The sequence below is a fragment of the Aquirufa beregesia genome, from assembly GCF_011090385.1.
Lineage (GTDB): Bacteria > Bacteroidota > Bacteroidia > Cytophagales > Spirosomataceae > Aquirufa > Aquirufa beregesia.
In genome coordinates, this window is the sequence record NZ_SEWW01000001.1 from 433556 (window position 1) to 451857 (window position 18302).

General features: G+C 37.8%; 16 protein-coding genes. 5 read left to right on the top strand and 11 right to left on the bottom strand.

The window, feature by feature from the left end; all coding sequences use genetic code 11:
- Window positions 1-44 precede the first annotated feature (44 nt).
- The 9 genes from rplT to EWU23_RS01925 form a co-directional block, all read right to left on the bottom strand.
- On the bottom strand, window positions 45-389 hold the full coding sequence (gene rplT, locus EWU23_RS01885) for a 50S ribosomal protein L20 (protein WP_166228248.1): 345 nt from the start codon (window positions 387-389) through the stop codon (window positions 45-47).
- A gap of 82 nt (window positions 390-471) precedes the next feature.
- The gene (gene rpmI / locus EWU23_RS01890; protein ID WP_109323028.1) at window positions 472-666 is read right to left on the bottom strand and encodes a 50S ribosomal protein L35; all 195 of its coding nucleotides are present in this window, start codon (window positions 664-666) and stop codon (window positions 472-474) included.
- Window positions 667-752: 86 nt separating this feature from the next.
- Window positions 753-1313, bottom strand: a complete 561-nt coding sequence (gene infC, locus EWU23_RS01895) for a translation initiation factor IF-3 (protein WP_109323029.1) — start codon at window positions 1311-1313, stop codon at window positions 753-755.
- 117 nt (window positions 1314-1430) lie between these two features.
- Window positions 1431-3371, bottom strand: coding sequence for a threonine--tRNA ligase (gene thrS / locus EWU23_RS01900; RefSeq protein WP_166228250.1), 1941 nt, complete (start codon window positions 3369-3371; stop codon window positions 1431-1433).
- A gap of 53 nt (window positions 3372-3424) precedes the next feature.
- Window positions 3425-4540 (bottom strand): tetratricopeptide repeat protein, encoded by a 1116-nt coding sequence (locus EWU23_RS01905; RefSeq protein ID WP_166228252.1) that lies wholly within the window; start codon window positions 4538-4540, stop codon window positions 3425-3427.
- Window positions 4507-7320: a hypothetical protein gene (locus tag EWU23_RS01910; RefSeq protein ID WP_166228254.1), complete on the bottom strand. Its 2814-nt coding sequence runs from the start codon at window positions 7318-7320 to the stop codon at window positions 4507-4509. The genes EWU23_RS01905 and EWU23_RS01910 overlap by 34 nt, the downstream gene beginning before the upstream one ends.
- Window positions 7311-8726 (bottom strand): aldehyde dehydrogenase family protein, encoded by a 1416-nt coding sequence (locus EWU23_RS01915; RefSeq protein WP_166228256.1) that lies wholly within the window; start codon window positions 8724-8726, stop codon window positions 7311-7313. Before EWU23_RS01915 ends, EWU23_RS01910 begins: the two co-directional genes overlap by 10 nt.
- 5 nt (window positions 8727-8731) lie before the next feature.
- Complete coding sequence (locus EWU23_RS01920; RefSeq protein ID WP_166228258.1) at window positions 8732-9481, bottom strand: hypothetical protein; 750 nt, start codon at window positions 9479-9481, stop codon at window positions 8732-8734.
- A complete protein-coding gene (locus tag EWU23_RS01925) occupies window positions 9468-10550 on the bottom strand; it encodes an AMP-binding protein (RefSeq protein ID WP_166228260.1) in 1083 nt (360 codons plus the stop codon). Before EWU23_RS01925 ends, EWU23_RS01920 begins: the two co-directional genes overlap by 14 nt.
- Before the next feature lie 83 nt (window positions 10551-10633).
- On the opposite strand from EWU23_RS01925, the gene EWU23_RS01930 reads away from it, so the two are divergent.
- From EWU23_RS01930 to EWU23_RS01950, 5 genes are read left to right on the top strand one after another with little or no spacing between them, the layout of a single operon-like run.
- The gene (locus EWU23_RS01930; RefSeq protein WP_166228262.1) at window positions 10634-11083 is read left to right on the top strand and encodes a DUF2452 domain-containing protein; all 450 of its coding nucleotides are present in this window, start codon (window positions 10634-10636) and stop codon (window positions 11081-11083) included.
- Between the two features lie 3 nt (window positions 11084-11086).
- Window positions 11087-11911 carry a 1,4-dihydroxy-2-naphthoyl-CoA synthase gene (gene menB / locus EWU23_RS01935; RefSeq protein WP_166228264.1) on the top strand — a complete coding sequence of 275 codons (825 nt, stop codon included), beginning with the start codon at window positions 11087-11089 and terminating at the stop codon, window positions 11909-11911.
- Between the two features lies 1 nt (window position 11912).
- The gene (locus EWU23_RS01940) at window positions 11913-12317 is read left to right on the top strand and encodes an EVE domain-containing protein (RefSeq protein ID WP_166228266.1); all 405 of its coding nucleotides are present in this window, start codon (window positions 11913-11915) and stop codon (window positions 12315-12317) included.
- 4 nt (window positions 12318-12321) lie between these two features.
- Complete coding sequence (locus EWU23_RS01945; RefSeq protein ID WP_166228268.1) at window positions 12322-13935, top strand: hypothetical protein; 1614 nt, start codon at window positions 12322-12324, stop codon at window positions 13933-13935.
- Between the two features lie 2 nt (window positions 13936-13937).
- On the top strand, window positions 13938-14843 hold the full coding sequence (locus EWU23_RS01950; RefSeq protein ID WP_205753050.1) for a class I SAM-dependent methyltransferase: 906 nt from the start codon (window positions 13938-13940) through the stop codon (window positions 14841-14843).
- A 6-nt stretch (window positions 14844-14849) separates the two neighbouring features.
- On the opposite strand, the gene EWU23_RS01955 is transcribed toward EWU23_RS01950, so the two are convergent.
- Together EWU23_RS01955 and topA are read right to left on the bottom strand one after the other, a co-directional pair.
- Window positions 14850-15740 carry a bifunctional 5,10-methylenetetrahydrofolate dehydrogenase/5,10-methenyltetrahydrofolate cyclohydrolase gene (locus EWU23_RS01955; RefSeq protein ID WP_166228270.1) on the bottom strand — a complete coding sequence of 297 codons (891 nt, stop codon included), beginning with the start codon at window positions 15738-15740 and terminating at the stop codon, window positions 14850-14852.
- Between the two features lie 22 nt (window positions 15741-15762).
- The gene (gene topA, locus EWU23_RS01960; protein WP_166228272.1) at window positions 15763-18252 is read right to left on the bottom strand and encodes a type I DNA topoisomerase; all 2490 of its coding nucleotides are present in this window, start codon (window positions 18250-18252) and stop codon (window positions 15763-15765) included.
- Window positions 18253-18302: the final 50 nt, after the last annotated feature.

Here is an 18302-nt window from a genome sequence, read left to right on the forward strand (position 1 = left end):
CCCAAATTTCTTTGGGACTTTCTTTTAAGGTATGTAAAAAAGGATTAACCTAATTTATTAACTACTGCTTTGAACGCATCTGGGTGGTTCATCGCTAAATCAGCAAGCACTTTACGGTTTAAAGCCATTCCTGATTTGTTGAATTTGCCCATGAAAGCTGAATAAGACATTCCTTCTTGACGAGCAGCAGCATTGATACGCTGAATCCACAATCCTCTGAAATCTCTTTTCTTTACTTTGCGATCACGGTATGCATATTGCAAACCTTTCTCAACTTTGTTTTTGGCTACGGTCCAAACGTTTTTTCCGCGACCATAAAAGCCTTTGGCTAATTTTAAGATTTTTTTTCTGCGAGCTCTAGAAGCTACATGGTTGACACTACGTGGCATAGAAATTTGTTTTTTGAAATTGAGGCGACTTCTTACAGTACTTTAGGCCTTATTTCTGGTTGAACAATAACTTAAATTGATATTAAAGACCTAACATTAAGTTTACACGGTCCATATCAGATGGAGAAACTAAGGTAGCGTGAACTAAGTTACGCTTCTGCTTAGTCGTTTTTTTAGTAAGGATATGGCTATGAAAAGCGTGTTTACGCTTGATTTTACCAGTTCCAGTTACTTTGAAACGTTTCTTTGCTCCAGAGTTGGTTTTAATTTTTGGCATTATTGTAAAAATTAAATTTAAAATTGGGAATGCAAAAGTATAAAAAATACCCTTTAATTCCCTGTTTTGATGAAAAAAAATTGAAATTATTTCTTGGCAGCTTTAGGAGAGAAGATAATGCTCATACGCTTACCTTCTAATTTAGGCATGTCGTCTGGTTTACCAAATTCTTCCAGGCCTTTAGCGAAGTTCAATAATAACATTTCGCCACGCTCTTTGAAAACAATGGTACGTCCCACAAAATGCACATAGGCTTTTACCTTTGCACCTTCTTTTAAGAAGTTAACCGCATGCTTTAATTTAAAATTAAAATCGTGCTCATCTGTATTAGGGCCGAAACGAATCTCCTTAATGACCGTTTTAGTGGCATTAGCTTTGATTTCTTTTTGCTTTTTCTTTTGATCATACTTGAACTTAGCATAATCAATGACCTTACAAACAGGAGGAACTGCATTAGGAGAGATTTCGACCAAATCTAAACTCTGAGATTCAGCAATCGCTAAGGCTTTAGAAAACTCATAAACACCTTGTTCAATATTTTCTCCTACTAATCGCACTTCTGCAACCCCTCGAATTAGGTTATTGATTCTGTAAGGCTCCTCTTCTCGTTTGTTTCCTCTGTAATTGTTATTGGGGCGTAAAGCCATAAAGTAAAATTTCGTTTAATAATTATTGTTAATTCTTGTATTCAATTCGAAAGCTATATCAATTTTAACGCATTTGCAAACAAAAGAGTTTCAAGCAATTGATATTCTCCAATAAATCTATTTATCGTGTGTCAATTGTTGAATTTCCTCCTGAGCGATAGCCATAAATGCATCCAAAGTCATCGAGCCTAAGTCGCCTTGTCCTTTTTTACGGATACTCACCAATCCTTCTGCTTGTTCCTTATCACCCACAATGATCATGAAGGGAACTTTGGAAACTTCTGCATCACGAATTTTGCGTCCGATCTTCTCATCACGGTGATCAACGTAACCTCTTAAATCACGCTCTTGTAAACGTAAATAGATCTCATTGGCATAATCTTCATATTTCTCTGAAATCGGCAATACAGCCAATTGATCTGGAGACAGCCATAAAGGAAAATTCCCTGCTGTATTTTCAATCAAAATAGCCACAAAACGCTCCAAAGAACCGAAAGGGGCTCGGTGAATCATGACGGGACGGTGCTTTTGATTATCTGAGCCAGTATATTCCAATTCAAAACGCTGAGGTAATTGATAATCCACTTGAATGGTTCCTAACTGCCATTTTCTACCTAGAGCATCACGTACCATGAAATCCAGCTTAGGGCCATAAAATGCTGCCTCGCCATATTCCACCACATAAGGTAAACCTTTTTCTTGCGCTGATTTAATGATGGCCGCTTCCGCTTTTTCCCAATCTTCATCACGACCAATGTATTTTTCACGGTCCGTTTTATCTCTCAATGATACCTGTGCAGAAAATTCATGAAAGCCTAAAGCCTTAAAAACATAAAGCACCAAATCAATCACCTTCATAAATTCATCTTCCACTTGATCTGGCCGACAAAATATATGGGCATCGTCCTGCGTAAAACCTCGCACACGTGTCAATCCATGTAATTCACCCGATTGCTCATACCGATAAACCGTTCCAAACTCAGCTAATCGTAAAGGTAAATCCTTGTAAGAGCGAGGTTTGACTTTATAAATCTCACAATGGTGAGGACAGTTCATTGGTTTCAATAGAAACTCTTCCCCTTCATCAGGTGTATGAATTGGCTGGAATGAATCTTTACCATATTTGGCATAATGACCTGAAGTCACATACAATTCTTTACTACCAATGTGTGGAGTCACCACGGGTGAATAACCCGCGCGAACTTGGGCTCTACGTAAGAAATTCTCCAATCTCTCCCGCAAAATTGTTCCTTTAGGCAACCATAAAGGCAATCCTAGACCTACCTTTTCTGAAAATGCAAATAGCTCTAATTCCTTACCTAGTTTACGGTGGTCACGGCGTTTAGCTTCTTCTAACAAGAATAAATATTCTTCCAACTCTTTCGCTTTAGGGAAAGTAATGGCATAAATTCTAGTCATTTGCTTACGCTTCTCATCTCCACGCCAGTAAGCACCTGCTACACTTAGTAATTTGACTGATTTTATAAATCCAGTTTGAGGAATATGAGGTCCACGACATAAATCCGTGAAGTTTCCTTGTGTATAAAAGGTTATTGAACCATCTTCCAAACCTTCTAATAATTCTAATTTATATTCATCGTCTTTCTCTTGAAAATAGGCGATAGCATCAGCTTTCGCGACAGGTTTACGTAGGTACTCGCTTTTTTGACGGGCCAGTTCCAGCATTTTATCTTCAATCTGCTTAAACTGATCACTTCCAAATTCTTTATCACCTAAATCAATGTCATAATAAAATCCATTCTCAATAGCTGGACCAATTCCAAATTTCGTACCTGGATATAAAGCCTCTAATGCTTCTGCCATTAAGTGAGCAGATGAATGCCAAAATGTCTTTTTACCTTCCGTATCATTCCAGGTTAATAATTGAACGTGCGCATCAGCTTGAATAGCGGTAGAGGCATCTACTACTTGATCGTCTACTTTGGCTGCTAACACATTTCTTGCTAAACCTTCTGAAATTGACAACGCAACTTCCATTGGTGTTACACCTGAATTATACTCACGGATATTTCCGTCGGGAAAAGTAATTTTTATCATTCGTACAAATTTTATGCAATTTACAAATTAAGCAGGAATATTAGGAGCGTATTTTAATTTTCAGAGGGCGCTGTAGCCAAACTATCATTTTGAACATGTGCAGAATCCAAATTTCGATTCATCAATCGATACTTTAAACTTTTAAACCTCGCATCGCTAGGGTATAATTGTTGTGCTGAATCCAGCAGTGCCAAACTCTTCACTCTCTCTCCCAAATAAAGCCAACAAATGGATTTAGTAAATAGGGCTTCAGGAGAATACGGACTATCGCTTGGGATTTTATCAAAAAAGGCCACAGCTTTATAGTAGTCTCGATTTTTAAAGTAAAAATTTCCTAATTCAGCAAACAAACTTGGATTAGAAGAAAAGGAAGCTAATACACTAGCATATACTTTTTCGGCCCGAGGAACTTGACGAATTTTAGCCAAAAACCTGGCCCAAAAGCGTAGTAGATGAGGATCATTGGGGAATTTCTTACGAGCAGCGAATAACTGAGCTTGATAATCCAACATAGGTACCCGATCTCCTTGGTGTTGGAAATACAATCGAGCTAAAGGAGTATCTGACAAATAAATGCCACTGCTATCACGGACTGCTTTCATCCAAGATAAGGTATCACCCACAGATAAATTACGTAAGGTATACACATAGGCTCTGTCCTTGGGCGATAAACCTACTTTTAGACTTTTAGCCAAATAGTAATTGGCTAATTTAGTTTGGCCATTTTGTGCATATATTTCTGCCAATAAAATCCATAATCCTGGAGCAGAAAAACCTGCTTCCTCTAATGATTTAGCATCTTTTAAGGCCTCGGTATATTCTTCTAAGTGGTAGTGAGTTTGAGCCGAAAGAAATAAAAAATCCAAATCACCCGATTCTATTTGAAGCGCTCTTTGAATATCTTCAGAGGCCAACAAATATTTCCTTTGAGCAAAATATGCCTTAGATCTTACATAATAGAGGGTAGAAGACGGTTTATCTTCAATGATCGCACTGACGAATTGTATCACTCGCTGTGGATCTTCTCCTTTTAAAAAGGCCGATGCAGGGGGTATTTTTTCGCCTTTTGAATCTTGATTCGTCTCACAAGACATCAATAAACTGCCCAGCCCAAGCAAGGCTATCCAAGAAAAAATTAAAATCCAATATCGATTACTAGAGGATACCACTCGATTTGCTTGGTTTGAGATTTATATAAACAACGAACTCCGATTTCAAAACTTTGGGCAAAACGCATCAAGTGAAATTGGGACGACAAATCTACACCGAATGATTGGAATGTAGTGGTAGTCGTACCATCTTTTACGATATTTTCTCCCTGTGAAGCATCAAAAAAGATGTTTCCTTTTAATCGTTTGACATACAATAATCTACCTAAATTAAAATCCGTATTAGCTATGCGGAATTTATAATCGGCGGAAAAGGTATACAAACGATTATATAACACGGTAGTATATCCACGAGGCAAGGCTAAGGTACTAGCAAAGGTATAATTACCATTGGATTGTTGCTGATAGGCTCCCCTCAAGGAAATACTATGATGCTTGAATAAGCCAGGAACAAATCCCTTTCCTTGAGCTGACCAAATTTCCGAATTTAAATTTTGACTAAACGGAGTTCCTTGCCAGTGCAAACCAATTTGATATCCCCAAGGTGATTGCACATCCCAATAGGCTCTATTCAGTAATTTTGAATAGGAAATAGCATGAGTCATGGAAGAATACATGCCATTAAATGCCTCACTTTTGAACCGTAAGGGTAAATCGTAGCCACTAACCTGAAATAAAGAATAGGTGGATGAAATGGTTAAAAATTCTGCATAAGCTGAATGTGTTAAGTTAAATGGCAAGCGAATTCCGAGGTCTCCTTTAGTTTGCATCCAATTATCTGTACGTAAACTGTCAAAGGGTGCACGTTTATCAATATACAAACTCGTACTTCGTTGACTACTTTGAAAAGATGCATCAAATACCGGAAATAATCCTTGGTAGGAAAATCGAGTAAATTGAGTTCCAGAACGTTCATTAGGGTCATATTGATATCCTACACCCGCCTGAAATGTGTTGGTGACATTCTTAGATAACAAGCTTATTTCCAATTGATTTCCTTGGGCTGCAATGAGTGGTCCCCAGGAATACACATTGAAAATATTCCATTTGGAATATTTTTGACTCGAGTAATTAGGTCTTGCTTCTTGTAAAATACGTGTAGGCTTTGTCTGAACAACCATAGGACTCCATGCCTCATTGCTTAATTTTTTTTGCATAATGGCATCTCCTGTAGCACGATAAGCTTGATATATTATCTTATCATTGGCTACTACTTGAGCGGAATAAGCACCAAAATGGGCATGGGTGATCACTTGTTGCTGTTTGGTTTTTACATTGATTCGAACAATCTGATCAATTCCATCAATGGGCTGATTGAAATAAACAAAATCACCTAGTAAATAAGGCGCCCCTACATTATTACTACCTAAGTTAAACTCATGAATCAAGTTAAATCGCTCTAAATCCATCACTCGAATGGATTTTTGATGCTGGTATTTCAGCACATAAACTAATCTATTTTGATCTGCTAATCGAGCATGCAGCACTTGTTCTCCAGGAGAAATACCCATTTTTTTTATCAACTGTCTAGTCTCTACATCAAGCAACAACAAATGAGATGAACCATCATTATTCTGAACTAGGGTTAGAACTTGAGTACCATCCTGACTAATGGATGGATTTATCCATTTTTCATCTCCATCCCAAAAAGACTTTTCCTTTGTTTCTAGGTTAAAAAAGACCAAACGTGTTCCTTGTTTTTGCCCCCAGCGCATATCATACTTGATTTCAGACCAAACCACCCATTTTTCAGATGCCGAAAGCATATTCATTTCTGAAATTGGACCTAATTTGGTTAATTCCTTTTCCTGCCCTTGAGTAACTTCTACTAATACAGGAATCGTAGAAAATCCAGATTTAATAGCTACGAAAGTATTTTCTGATATCCAACATGGATATTCATAGGGAGTATAGCCATGAGAAACCTTGGGACTGATTTGTTCTGAATAATCTGAGCTAGCTAATTGCCTCAATTGGATAGAATCTCTCAATTCTTGTAAAGCCAAATGACTTAATTGATCAATGCTTAGACCTGTTCGATCTTTTAGAACAGATGAAAAGGCAAAAGGATAGGGTCGCTGTAATGCTTTTTGCCAGATTTGACCAATGGCTAATTCTCCCTGCTTTTGACGAATATATTGACTCAAATACTGACCAAAAACATAATGATTAGGCACCAATTGTCGGAATGATTTTCCCATCATTTTACCATAGGAAGGAATACCATATTCCATTAAATAAGCTTGTAAAGGCAAATAGAACTCGGGAATTTTACTTCGGCCTATAGGATTCAATCTGGTTTCGGTCTCTACCGCATCTCCTTCCCACAACCAGTTTGGGATGATTAAATTAGAATATAATGCTTGTCCATTACTTCCCCAAAGACTTCTAAATACCTTGGCTAAACCTTGTCGCCCCAATTCATTTTGAAACATATGCCTAGTTTCATGACTCACGAGCATTTCCAGCCATTCATTGGTTCCTACTAAAGCTGGATTTTGAGTGGGAATCGTAAAAAATTCAGCCCTTGGTGCGTTTAGACTAACAAAACCGTTGGAATAAATGCCTTTGTTTTGTAATACAATTTTCCATGGATGAAGTTTACTAGGTATAGTTTGTCCAACTTGAGGGACATGTTTTTCCAAATAATATGCAGTTAATTGTGCCAAACTATCGGCATCTTCGGGATAGATAATTTGTATGGCTTGATTGGGGACCTGTAGTCGTTTCCAGCGAACAGAAGCTGGGTTTTGATCTAATAACGAATAATTAAGTTGCCCCATTAGCCAAGGCGACAAACCTATAAACCACAAGAATAAGACGAATTTCTTTACAGCCATTTTAAAATAAAATCAAGCATCCAACGAACTTTAACGTGGTAAGGGGGATATAACATTTTCATCATCCGGCTATGTTGGATTAACACTGATTTTTGATTAGAAAACTCGATAAAACCGTATTTGCCTCCTGTTTTACCAATTCCTGAGTTGTTAACCCCACCAAAAGGTAGCTCACCATGACCGTAATGGATTAAGCAATCATTCACCACCACGCCGCCTGAGCTCGTATTTTTTAATATATGCTGCGTAAACTCTTCGTTTTCTGAAAATATATAAAGAGCCAAAGGCTTTTCTTCCTTCGCTAATTGATCGATGATCTGTTGCTCATCTTTGTATACTAAAATGGGTAGAATAGGGCCGAAAATTTCCTCTTGCATGATTTTCATATCATGATGGCAATTGGTCAAAACGGTAGGGGCAATGAAACAATCTTGTTCATCTGTTTCTCCACCAAATAATACATTGGCCCCATGTAATTTAGCGTCTTCTAGTAAACTAAGGATCCGACTAAAATGTCGAGAATTGACAATTCTAGCATAATCTTTACTTTGTTGAACCCCTTTTTTATCAGAATTATAAAAACGATTCACCGCCTTTTCTAAAGCTTCTAAAAAGGAGAAATAATGCTTCTCGTGCACATACACATAATCTGGGGCAATGCAAGTTTGACCATTATTTAAAAATTTACCCCAAGCTATTTTTTGGGCTGAAGCATCAATGTCCGCCTGAGGACCAATAATGGCAGGAGATTTGCCTCCCAACTCTAAGGTCACGGAAGTCAGATGTTCAGCTGCGGCTTTCATGACCAATTTCCCAATTAAAGGACTGCCTGTAAAGAAAATATGATCAAATTTTTGTTCTAATAAATAGGTAGAAACGGATGCATCACCTTCAAAAACAGCCACTTCACTTCGATCAAACAAGGCGGTAATCATCTTTTTAATAAAAGAAGAGGTGGCTGGACTTAGTTCTGAGGGCTTTAACATAACTGCATTTCCAGCAGCAATGGCTAAAAGTAAAGGACAGATAGCTAAATTAAATGGGTAATTCCAAGGAGCAATGATTAAGCACATACCTTTGGCTTCCATTTGGACATACCCTTGAGTACCTAAAAGTAGGAGTGGAGTATCTACTTTTTGAGGTTTCATCCAGGATTTCAAATGACTACATATATGGTCTATTTCTCTTTTAACCCCTAATAGCTCCGCCAGAATAACCTCGGATGATGGTTTTTTAAAATCATCATATAGTGCATCAAACAATTCCTTCTTATGAGAAATCATGTATTTTTCAATGGACTTCAATTTCTCAATACGTTCCTTGTGAGTCGTGTTTTTAAGACGTGACAAAGACGATTTTTGAACCCAAAATACGTCTGCTATTTGATCTTCAATCGGTGAAACCATGGCCTTTAAGACTTAAATATTTCTCTTAAACTATTTTCTAAACCATCAAAATACCGGTTATTTCCAGCGGGTTTTCTCAAGGAGTCACCTGCCACATACCACAATCCATCTCCAGGATATACCGCAAAAGAATGGATACTTTTTAATTCTTCTTTAGCTTTATCAGCTTGAAAATCAGCAATATAAACAGTATTCATTAAAGCTTGCAAACGATCCCAATCCGAAATCGTTTTTAACACAGAGCCTGATTCCTGATAGGTGAAGTTTAAATTTTCAAATGACAATTCACCCTCAATCCGGACCCATTCATCCAATTCGTTCTTAAACTGAAATCCTAAAAATAAGGGTAATTCTCTCCCAGCAGTCTCAAAAATGGATTGAATGAATTCTTGAATTAAATTTTCTTCGATTTCCAACATTCTAGGCACTTTGGTCGTAGAATTAGGATATTCTAACATAATAAAGGGTTCCTCGTCACGAGGCTTACAAGATCCGGATTTATAGGTATCAAATCTGGCTGCTAGCCTTTGTTGCCAGGCAGATGAAATACTTCCTTTCCAAATCCAAGATTCATCCGTAGGTAAGCCTTCCGCAATTAATTCTTCTTTTGAAAAATCTTCCCGGTCGGTATATTGAATTTCTACTTCCAAAGAGGCTTCTGGAGTACCAAATCCAATAAATCGAATGAGTGATTCAAAATGGTAAGGAGCTGGAACGTTATTAGCACTCTCATAAAATAAATTAAAATTTGTCATGGGCATGAGATTCTTTGGATGAAGATTGAAGATACAAAGCTACCGTTTTCAGGCTATCCAATTTACCATTTGAATTAAATAAGAATTTTGGCAGGCAAATAATCGACTTAGGGATTTGTTTTGAAGACAAATGCTGTAATAAATAGTGTTTTAAATGATCCCCAAAATCAATTTGCTCTGAAGATTCTATAAATAAAACCGCTTTTTGTCCGTATAGTTCATCAGGAATACCTGCTACAAAGGAAAGGCTTGAAATACCCTTTTCTAGAAAATATGCTTGTATGTATTTTTCAATTTGACTAGGTATTAATTTCATTCCACCTGAATTAATGACAAAATCTTTTCTTCCCAAAATTCGGAATCGTTGATCCTCATTTAATTCGGCTAAATCGTTGGTTTCTATCCAGCTGTGATTAGTCACTTGGGATCGAACACAAATACACGCATCTTCATTCAGCTTTACTTCAACCCCCGGAAGAGGATGTAGGAAATCATCCGCTTCTAATGATATGGGGCGATAAGCTATATGTGACACAGTTTCCGTCATGCCATAAGTTAAAAAAATAGGGAAATCTTGTTTCTGGGCAAGATTTTCAATCTCAACAGATATAGCCGCTCCACCAACCAAAACACCTTTTGCTCCTTTAAATGGAGCTAACAATGACTCCTGTTGTAGTATATATTGTAACTGAGGAGGAACTAGGGAAGTCATCCGGATGGGTATTTCCTGGGGAATTTCAGGCTGATTACTGGGTTCCACAATAATGAGTTGTAAATCCCATACCAAGGCTCTCACCACAACCATCACACCTCCAATAAACTTGACCGGTAAACATAATAAAGCGCCATCTCCAGCCTCCAATCCAAGCCATTCACCTGTTAACTGGGCTGAATGCATCATTTGTTTCCGATGAATACGAATGGCCTTGGGCTGACCTGTAGAACCAGAAGTATGGAAGTTAAACCATTCATTTCCTGCGTTCCAAGATTGACAAAATTCAATCACCTCTGCTTCAAAAGCCGTAGAAGGAATAGGGAACACATTTGACTTTGGAGAAATTACCAGCATATAATCAATGAATCATTCCAAAATTAACCAAACATTCTCTAATTTTGAGGGTTACAGCTAGGATTTACCTTAATTAATTGAGCATGTCCGAGGATCCTTTCTTAAATCCCATTAATCCAGAAAAAGTAGCCCAAAACCCAGGGCTTTTGCCATATGCACATACAGCAGGTTCTGCTGTAATTAAGCCGGAAGATATGGGTAAGGCAAAAGGTCGGTCGGTGAAAGCCATGCGGCAGCAGACGGATCGACAAATGAATCTGCTCTATGAACAAATGGAAGTGTTGGCTAAACAAGCTAAATTATTAGCCGAAAGAAAAGAGATTTCGGAGCGTATTTATGATGCGGCAATGGGTTTTGAACCTATTATTAGTGAAACGTATTATCTATATGAAAAGGAGAATGGAACGGATTTATTATCTTTAGTGGCTCCACATGAATGGGGGCGTTCATTTAAGTATAGTCGATTTTTAGCCAAAGTAACATTATTAGCAGACCATACCTGGGATGTGATTTATAACCAAGAAAACGAATAAACAATGACATCAAATTTTCCCTGGAAAGCGATTAAGGAGTACGAAGAAATTCTGTTTCAACAATACAATGGAATCGCCAAAATTTCCATCAATCGTCCACACAAACATAATGCCTTTACCCCTAAAACGGTACAAGAAATGTCGGAAGCGATGGAATTAGCGAGACAAGATACGACCATTGGTGTTATCATATTAACTGGCGAAGGAGGGAAAGCATTCTGTTCAGGTGGTGACCAAAGTGTACGAGGTGATGGAGGATATGTGGGGCAAGATTTAGTTCCTCGTTTAAATGTATTGGATTTACAAAGACAAATCAGAACTATTCCAAAACCAGTAATAGCCATGGTGGCAGGCTGGGCAATAGGAGGTGGACATGTATTACATGTAGTTTGTGATTTATCCATTGCAGCAGATAATGCTCGTTTTGGACAAACAGGACCCAACGTCGGTTCATTTGATGGAGGATTTGGAGCATCCTATTTGGCTCGTGTAGTTGGACAAAAGAAAGCAAGAGAAATTTGGTACTTATGTGATCAATATGATGCTCAAGAAGCTTTACAAATGGGTTTAGTGAATAAAGTAGTTCCATTGGATCAATTAGAAGCGACTACTATTTCCTGGTGTGAGCGGATATTAGAAAAAAGTCCTATTGCGCTACGCATGCTAAAATCATCCTTCAATGCCGAATTAGATGGACAAGCAGGTATTCAAGAATTAGCGGGTAATGCTACCTTATTATATTATTTATCGGATGAAGCCAAGGAAGGAAAAAATGCCTTCTTAGAAAAAAGAAAACCAGATTTCTCTAAATTTCCTAAATTCCCATAATATGAATCATTGGTTAGTTAAATCAGAACCTTTCAAATATTCTTGGGAAGATTTCGTTAAAGAGGGAAAGTCCGTTTGGGATGGAGTAAGAAATTACCAAGCCAGAAACAATTTGATGGCCATGAAAAAAGGCGATTGGGTGTATTTTTATCATTCCAATGAAGGCCTAGAAGTGGTCGGATTAGCCGAAGTCAGTAAGGAGCATTATCCTGATCCTACCACGGAAGATCCTCGCTGGGTGGTTGTTGAACTGATTCCTATACGGAAATTTACGAAAACCGTTACCCTTAAACAGATGAAATTAGATGAACGTTTGAGCAATCTGGCCTTATTGAAGCAATCTAGACTTTCAGTAACACCTGTTGACAAGCCTGAATTTGATATTATCATGAGCCTAACAGAATAAATATATGAAACGTTTTCATCAATTCAAGCTATTTTTGGGTTGCCTTTTGGTAGCCACTTTGTTTCAAGCCAATGCCCAAATAGGGCAAAGAATTGAATTCCCAGTTGGAGGAAAGGACTTAGAATCTTTCACCATTCCTATTGGTAATCAAGGAGTTATCATTCTAAATCAATTGGGTAAGCAGGAATTTAGTATTCAAAAATTCTCGACCAATTTGGAACAAGTTTGGTACACTTCAGGGACGATTGATAATGGTCTAGATTATGTAAATCATAGTTTTGATGGCAAATCCTTAAATCTTTTGTTCAGTCGATTCAAGAGTAATTCCTATCAAATTGTACGCGTCAATGTCTCCAAAGGCAGTTTTGAAAAGTTCCAAATCTATTCAGTGGATAGAATGGAAATTTCCAATTTCAAAGCCCTTAATGAATCCTTGTTTATTGGAGGTATCGTCAATAATCAACCCGTCATTTTATTTACAAACTTGAAAGAACGTAAAACACGTATTCTTCCTGCTGTAGTAAAAGGCCAAGCAGAAATCCAATCCATGGATTTAGATTCCATCCAACAGCAGGTTAATGTGACCTTTTCGGTGGGAAATCGAGCTAAAAATTATCAGTTGATCATTAAATCTTTTGATGAAGATGGAGGGCAAATTGGACAAATTGTCATGAATCCTAATGAAGAATTTGCCATGATGAATGCCAAGTCTACCCAACTAAATGATTCTTTACAAGTAATAGTGGGCACTTATGGTCATAAAACCACTATTGGATCTTCCAAAGGACCAAGTTCACAAGGTATCTATTTCAATTCTTACTTAGATGGGGAATTGCTTCAATCAAAATTTCACAGTTTCACTAAATTTTCCAATTTCTTTAATTTTTTAACTCCTAAACAGAAAGAAAAACAAGAAAAGAAAATCAAAGACAAGGAAAGCAAAGGCGAGGACCTTCGATTGGATTATCGTTTATTAATTCACGAAATCATCAAAAAAGGCGATCATTACATTGTTGTAGCAGAAGCATTTTATCCTGATTACAAATACAATAATTTTGGACCATATGGTTCTATGATGGGCCTAGGAGGTTTTTACTCACCATGGAGCATGATGTATAATCCTTACCGCTGGGGCTACGGATATTATGGTTTATATTCTCCCTATTCTAGCTATTATAGTCCTTGGGGTTATCGTGGATACAATTATTATGGTAACCAACAGCAGTTTGATGGTTGGGTTTATACCCATGCGGTTATTGTGGAATTGGATGAAAAAGGAGATTTACTTTGGGATCACTGCATCGACATGAAAGATCTTAAAGAGCCCAAATTGATTCAAAAAATCAAAACCTCCATCCAAGGAGATCAAATTGTACTTTCCTTTAACTTAGACAATCAAATCATTACCAAGACCATCAGAAATCAAGGGAAATCAGAAAGTGAAAGTATCCAAAACATCAGCACAGAAAATGAGGGTGATAAAATTAGAAGGAGCAGCCGTTCTGAGTTGAACTATTGGTTTGGCCCTTACTATTTAGCCAATGGGTACCAAACTATTTCGAATGAAGAAGGTCGCCGTTCCGTATATTATTTAAATAAGATAGAAATCCAGAAATAATTTTGAAGCAGTCCACATCCATTGCCATTGAAACACCTCAATTTTGGGGAGATAATTATCAGTTAATCGACTCAGGTGGATTTGAAAAGCTGGAAAAATTTGGAGAATTCACAGTCAGAAGACCTGAACCGCAGGCTATTTGGGCTAAATCTCTATCCGAGCAAGAATGGCAAAAACTGAGTCATGCGCATTTTAAAAAAGAAAAAGGAAGCCAAGAGCGTGGACAGTGGGAAGTGAAAGGCAAAGTTCCTGACAAATGGTTTATGCCATACCAATCAGAACGATTAAACCTATCATTCAAAATTTCGCTTTCCTCTTTTAAACATGTGGGATTATTTCCAGAGCAAGCATCCAATTGGGAGTTTTTAGCTGCCAAAATACCTTTGTTTCAAAGACCTAGTCCCAAATTTTTAAACTTGTTTGCTTATACTGGGGGAGCTAGTTTAGTTTGTCGACAAATGGGAGCGGAAGTGACCCATGTAGATTCTGTCAAGCCTGTGTTATCTTGGGCTAGAGAAAATATGGAAGTCTCAAAACTAGACGGAATCCGATGGATGGCGGAAGATGCCTTGAAATTTGTTAAAAGAGAAGCTAGGAGAGGTAATTTTTATCAAGGAATACTCTTAGATCCACCTGCCTATGGAAGGGGGCCTGATGGGGAAAAATGGGTCTTAGAAGAACAAATTGAAGATTTATTGCTTTCTGTCAAAGAAATATTAGACCCTGAAGAACATCTATTGTTGAGTAATGTGTATTCCTTAGGATTCTCCACTTTAGTGGTAGAAAATCTCATGAATGGCATATTTGACGTACCTTCTTCGGCAGAATCGGGAGAGCTCTATTTAAACGACAATAGCGACAAAAAACTACCTTTAGGAGTCTTTCATCGCTATTACCATCGCTTATAAGTACCTCTAGTTTTTAGGATAAATTGTTCCTTTGGCCGCTAGTAAGGTGTTTTTCATTAATGATACAATCGTCATTGGACCCACACCTTTAGGTACTGGAGTAATGTATGAACATTTAGGTGCTACATCGGCAAAATCCACATCACCTTTCAATGCAAAGCCTGATTTTTTGCTGGCATCCTCTACACGGGTTAAACCAACATCAATCACCACCGCACCTTCTTTGATGTATGCAGCTTTAATGAACTCGGGTTTACCTAATGCAGCAATGACTATGTCACCTTGGGCGCAAATTTCTTCCAAATTTGGCGTTCTTGAATGTGTTAAGGTTACTGTACAGTTTCCTTGAGGATGGTTTCTTTGCATCAAAATGGACATAGGTAAACCAACAATCTGGCTACGACCCACAACCACACAATGCTTTCCTGCTGTTTGAATATGGTAATAAGCCAATAAATCCAATACGCCTTGGGGTGTTGCTGAGATATAGGCAGGTAAGCCTTTGGCCATTCTACCTATGTTAATGGGATGAAATCCATCGACATCCTTGGAAGGAAGAATGGTTTCCATCACTTTATCTGGATTTATATGATCTGGTAAAGGTAATTGAACAATCAAACCATCCATATCTGGATTATCATTAACTCCTTGAACAGCTGCCAATAATTCAGCTTCCGTGATAGTAGGTTCAAAACGCAGGAGAGTGGAAGTGAAACCTAATTCTTCACAAGATTTAACTTTATTAGCCACATAAGTTTCAGATGCTCCATTATTTCCAACTAAAATGGCCACTAAATGTGGAGCTCTTTGACCAGCTGATACTAAATCCTGAACTTCTTTGGCAATCGAGGCCTTCATTGTTTCAGAAACAAATTTGCCATCAATAATCTGACTCATACCCTATAATTAATTGTTTATATTACTTTTTTCTTCCCCTTTTAGGAGCTGGTGCTTGTTCGCCTAACTCTAAACATTGTTCTAAAGTTAGTTCTGCAGGATTCTGATCCTTAGGAATCTTCACATTACGTTTTCCAATCTGAATGTAAGGACCATACATGCCATTGACAATCTTCACTTGGTCGTTTTCAGCAAATTCCTTGATAAATTTATTAGCTTCTAAATTTCGCTTAGCTAATATGATTTCAATAGCTCTTTCAGAACTTAATGTAGCTAAATTGTCTGTTTTACCTAAGGAGTAATATTTCCCAGCATGCTTAACATAAGGTCCAAAACGACCTTTCCCCGTGGAAATTAATTCATTTTCAAAAGTTCCTAAACTTTCTGCCTCGGCTACTTTCTGAGCTGATTCTAAAACACGCATAGCTCCTGCCAAATCCAAGGTAAAAGGGTCTTCTGTCTCTGGCAAACTAGTGAATTTACCATCATATTTAATGTATGGCCCTAATTTTCCTGCACCAATAACCAATGGTTTATCTTCATGTATACCCACTTCACGTGGTAATTTTGGACGTTCTAATAATGCAATAGCCTCTTCTAATGTTAAATTTGAAATGGATTGATCTTTAGAAAGATTAGCAAAAACGGGTTTATCTTCTTCTCCGGACTCCCCTAATTGAACAAAAGGACCAAACTTGCCTAGACGAACGGATATTTTCTTTCCTGAAGCAGGATCTACTCCTAATTCTCTTCCACCACCCACAGAACTACGAGAAATAGACTTACTATCTTCAATGGTTTGGTGAAAAGAACCATAAAAATTCTTCATCAATTGAGTCCAAGCTAATTTGCCCTTCGCCACATTGTCAAACTCATCTTCCATTTCAGCAGTGAAAGTATAATCCACTACTTCTTCAAAATTCTCTACCAAAAAGTCCGTTACCAAAGTCCCAATATGTGTCGGGAATAATTTTGCTTTCTCCGTTCCAACAATCTCTGTATTCTTTTGACCAACAATCTCATCATCCTTTAATATCCAGGTTTGAAACTCTCGCTCTTTTCCTGCCCGATCTTCTTTCACAACATAAGCACGCTTAATGATCGTCGAAATAGTAGGAGCATAGGTAGAAGGTCTACCAATTCCTTTTTCTTCCAAAGCTTTTACCAAACTAGCCTCTGTATAACGAGCTGCAGGTCTAGAAAAACGCTCCTGAGCCTTTAATTCAGTCAAATCAAGTACTTGACCTATGGATAAAGGAGGCAACATATCTTTGTTTTCATCCTCCTCTTCTTCATCTTTTCCTTCAAGATATGCCTTTAAGAAACCCTCAAAAGTAACCACTTCACCTTGAGCGATCAACAATTCCGAAGTGCTGGAAATCTGAATTTGCGCTGTAGTACGTTCAATCACAGCCTCAGACATTTGAGACGCAATGGCACGTTTCCAAATCAACTCATATAAACGTTTTTCACGCGCATCACCTGATATAGAATTGACTTCAAAATCAGTAGGACGAATGGCTTCGTGAGCCTCTTGTGCACTTTCGCTCTTGGTTTTAAACTGGCGAGCATGATGAAATTTAGCTCCATAAGCTGCTTCAATAGCCGCCTTAGCCTTATCTCTAGCTTCCTGAGATAACATGGTTGAGTCAGTACGCATGTAGGATATCCGTCCTGATTCATATAATTTTTGAGCAATTTGCATGGTAGTAGCTACCGCATAACCCAATTTTCTGGATGCTTCTTGCTGCAATGTAGAGGTCGTAAATGGAGGTGCAGGTGATTTTTTAGCAGGTTTAGTTTCTAAATTTTTAATGCTAAAATTGGCTCCAACACACTTCTTTAAGAAGGTTACAGCCTCTTCTTCGGTTGCAAAATTCTTGGGTAATTCCGCTTTTAATACTTTTTTACCAGGTAAATTGAATAAGGCGGAAATTTTGTAGGTTCCAACGCTTTCGTGTTTTTCAATTTCTTTTTCCCTTTCAACAATCAAGCGAACAGCTACGGATTGTACGCGTCCTGCAGATAGTCCTTTTTGCACTTTTGACCAAAGAACAGGAGATAATTCAAATCCGATTAAACGATCCATGATTCGACGAGCCTGTTGAGCATTCACCAAATCCATATCAATTTTACGTGGAGTCAAAATGGCATTTTGAATAGCCGATTTCGTGATTTCTCTAAAAACAATCCTTTTGGTATCGTCTTTTAAACCTAAAGCTTCTTTTAAATGCCAAGAAATGGATTCTCCCTCACGGTCGTCGTCAGTCGCTAACCAAACTTCTTCAGAAGATTTAGCTAAACTTTTCAATTCCGAAATCACCTTGGTTTTATCCGGTGAAATCACATACGTTGGCGTAAAATCATGTTCTATATCAATCGCCTTATCGCCCTTGACAGGAAGATCCCTCACGTGACCAAACGAAGATTTCACCACAAAATCTTTACCCAAATACCCTTCGATGGTTTTAGCTTTTGCAGGCGACTCCACGATGACCAAATTTTTTGCCATTCTATTAAATTGAATAATGTAAACTAAAAAATGACCTCAAATATACTTGC

Coding starts and splice junctions, on each gene's coding strand:
- rplT (WP_166228248.1), bottom strand. CDS start 389: ATGCCACGTAGTGTCAACCATGTAGCTTCTAGAGCTCGCAGAAAAAAA.
- rpmI (WP_109323028.1), bottom strand. CDS start 666: ATGCCAAAAATTAAAACCAACTCTGGAGCAAAGAAACGTTTCAAAGTA.
- infC (WP_109323029.1), bottom strand. CDS start 1,313: ATGGCTTTACGCCCCAATAACAATTACAGAGGAAACAAACGAGAAGAG.
- thrS (WP_166228250.1), bottom strand. CDS start 3,371: ATGATAAAAATTACTTTTCCCGACGGAAATATCCGTGAGTATAATTCA.
- EWU23_RS01910 (WP_166228254.1), bottom strand. CDS start 7,320: ATGGCTGTAAAGAAATTCGTCTTATTCTTGTGGTTTATAGGTTTGTCG.
- EWU23_RS01915 (WP_166228256.1), bottom strand. CDS start 8,726: ATGGTTTCACCGATTGAAGATCAAATAGCAGACGTATTTTGGGTTCAA.
- EWU23_RS01920 (WP_166228258.1), bottom strand. CDS start 9,481: ATGACAAATTTTAATTTATTTTATGAGAGTGCTAATAACGTTCCAGCT.
- EWU23_RS01925 (WP_166228260.1), bottom strand. CDS start 10,550: ATGCTGGTAATTTCTCCAAAGTCAAATGTGTTCCCTATTCCTTCTACG.
- EWU23_RS01930 (WP_166228262.1), top strand. CDS start 10,634: ATGTCCGAGGATCCTTTCTTAAATCCCATTAATCCAGAAAAAGTAGCC.
- menB (WP_166228264.1), top strand. CDS start 11,087: ATGACATCAAATTTTCCCTGGAAAGCGATTAAGGAGTACGAAGAAATT.
- EWU23_RS01940 (WP_166228266.1), top strand. CDS start 11,913: ATGAATCATTGGTTAGTTAAATCAGAACCTTTCAAATATTCTTGGGAA.
- EWU23_RS01945 (WP_166228268.1), top strand. CDS start 12,322: ATGAAACGTTTTCATCAATTCAAGCTATTTTTGGGTTGCCTTTTGGTA.
- EWU23_RS01955 (WP_166228270.1), bottom strand. CDS start 15,740: ATGAGTCAGATTATTGATGGCAAATTTGTTTCTGAAACAATGAAGGCC.
- topA (WP_166228272.1), bottom strand. CDS start 18,252: ATGGCAAAAAATTTGGTCATCGTGGAGTCGCCTGCAAAAGCTAAAACC.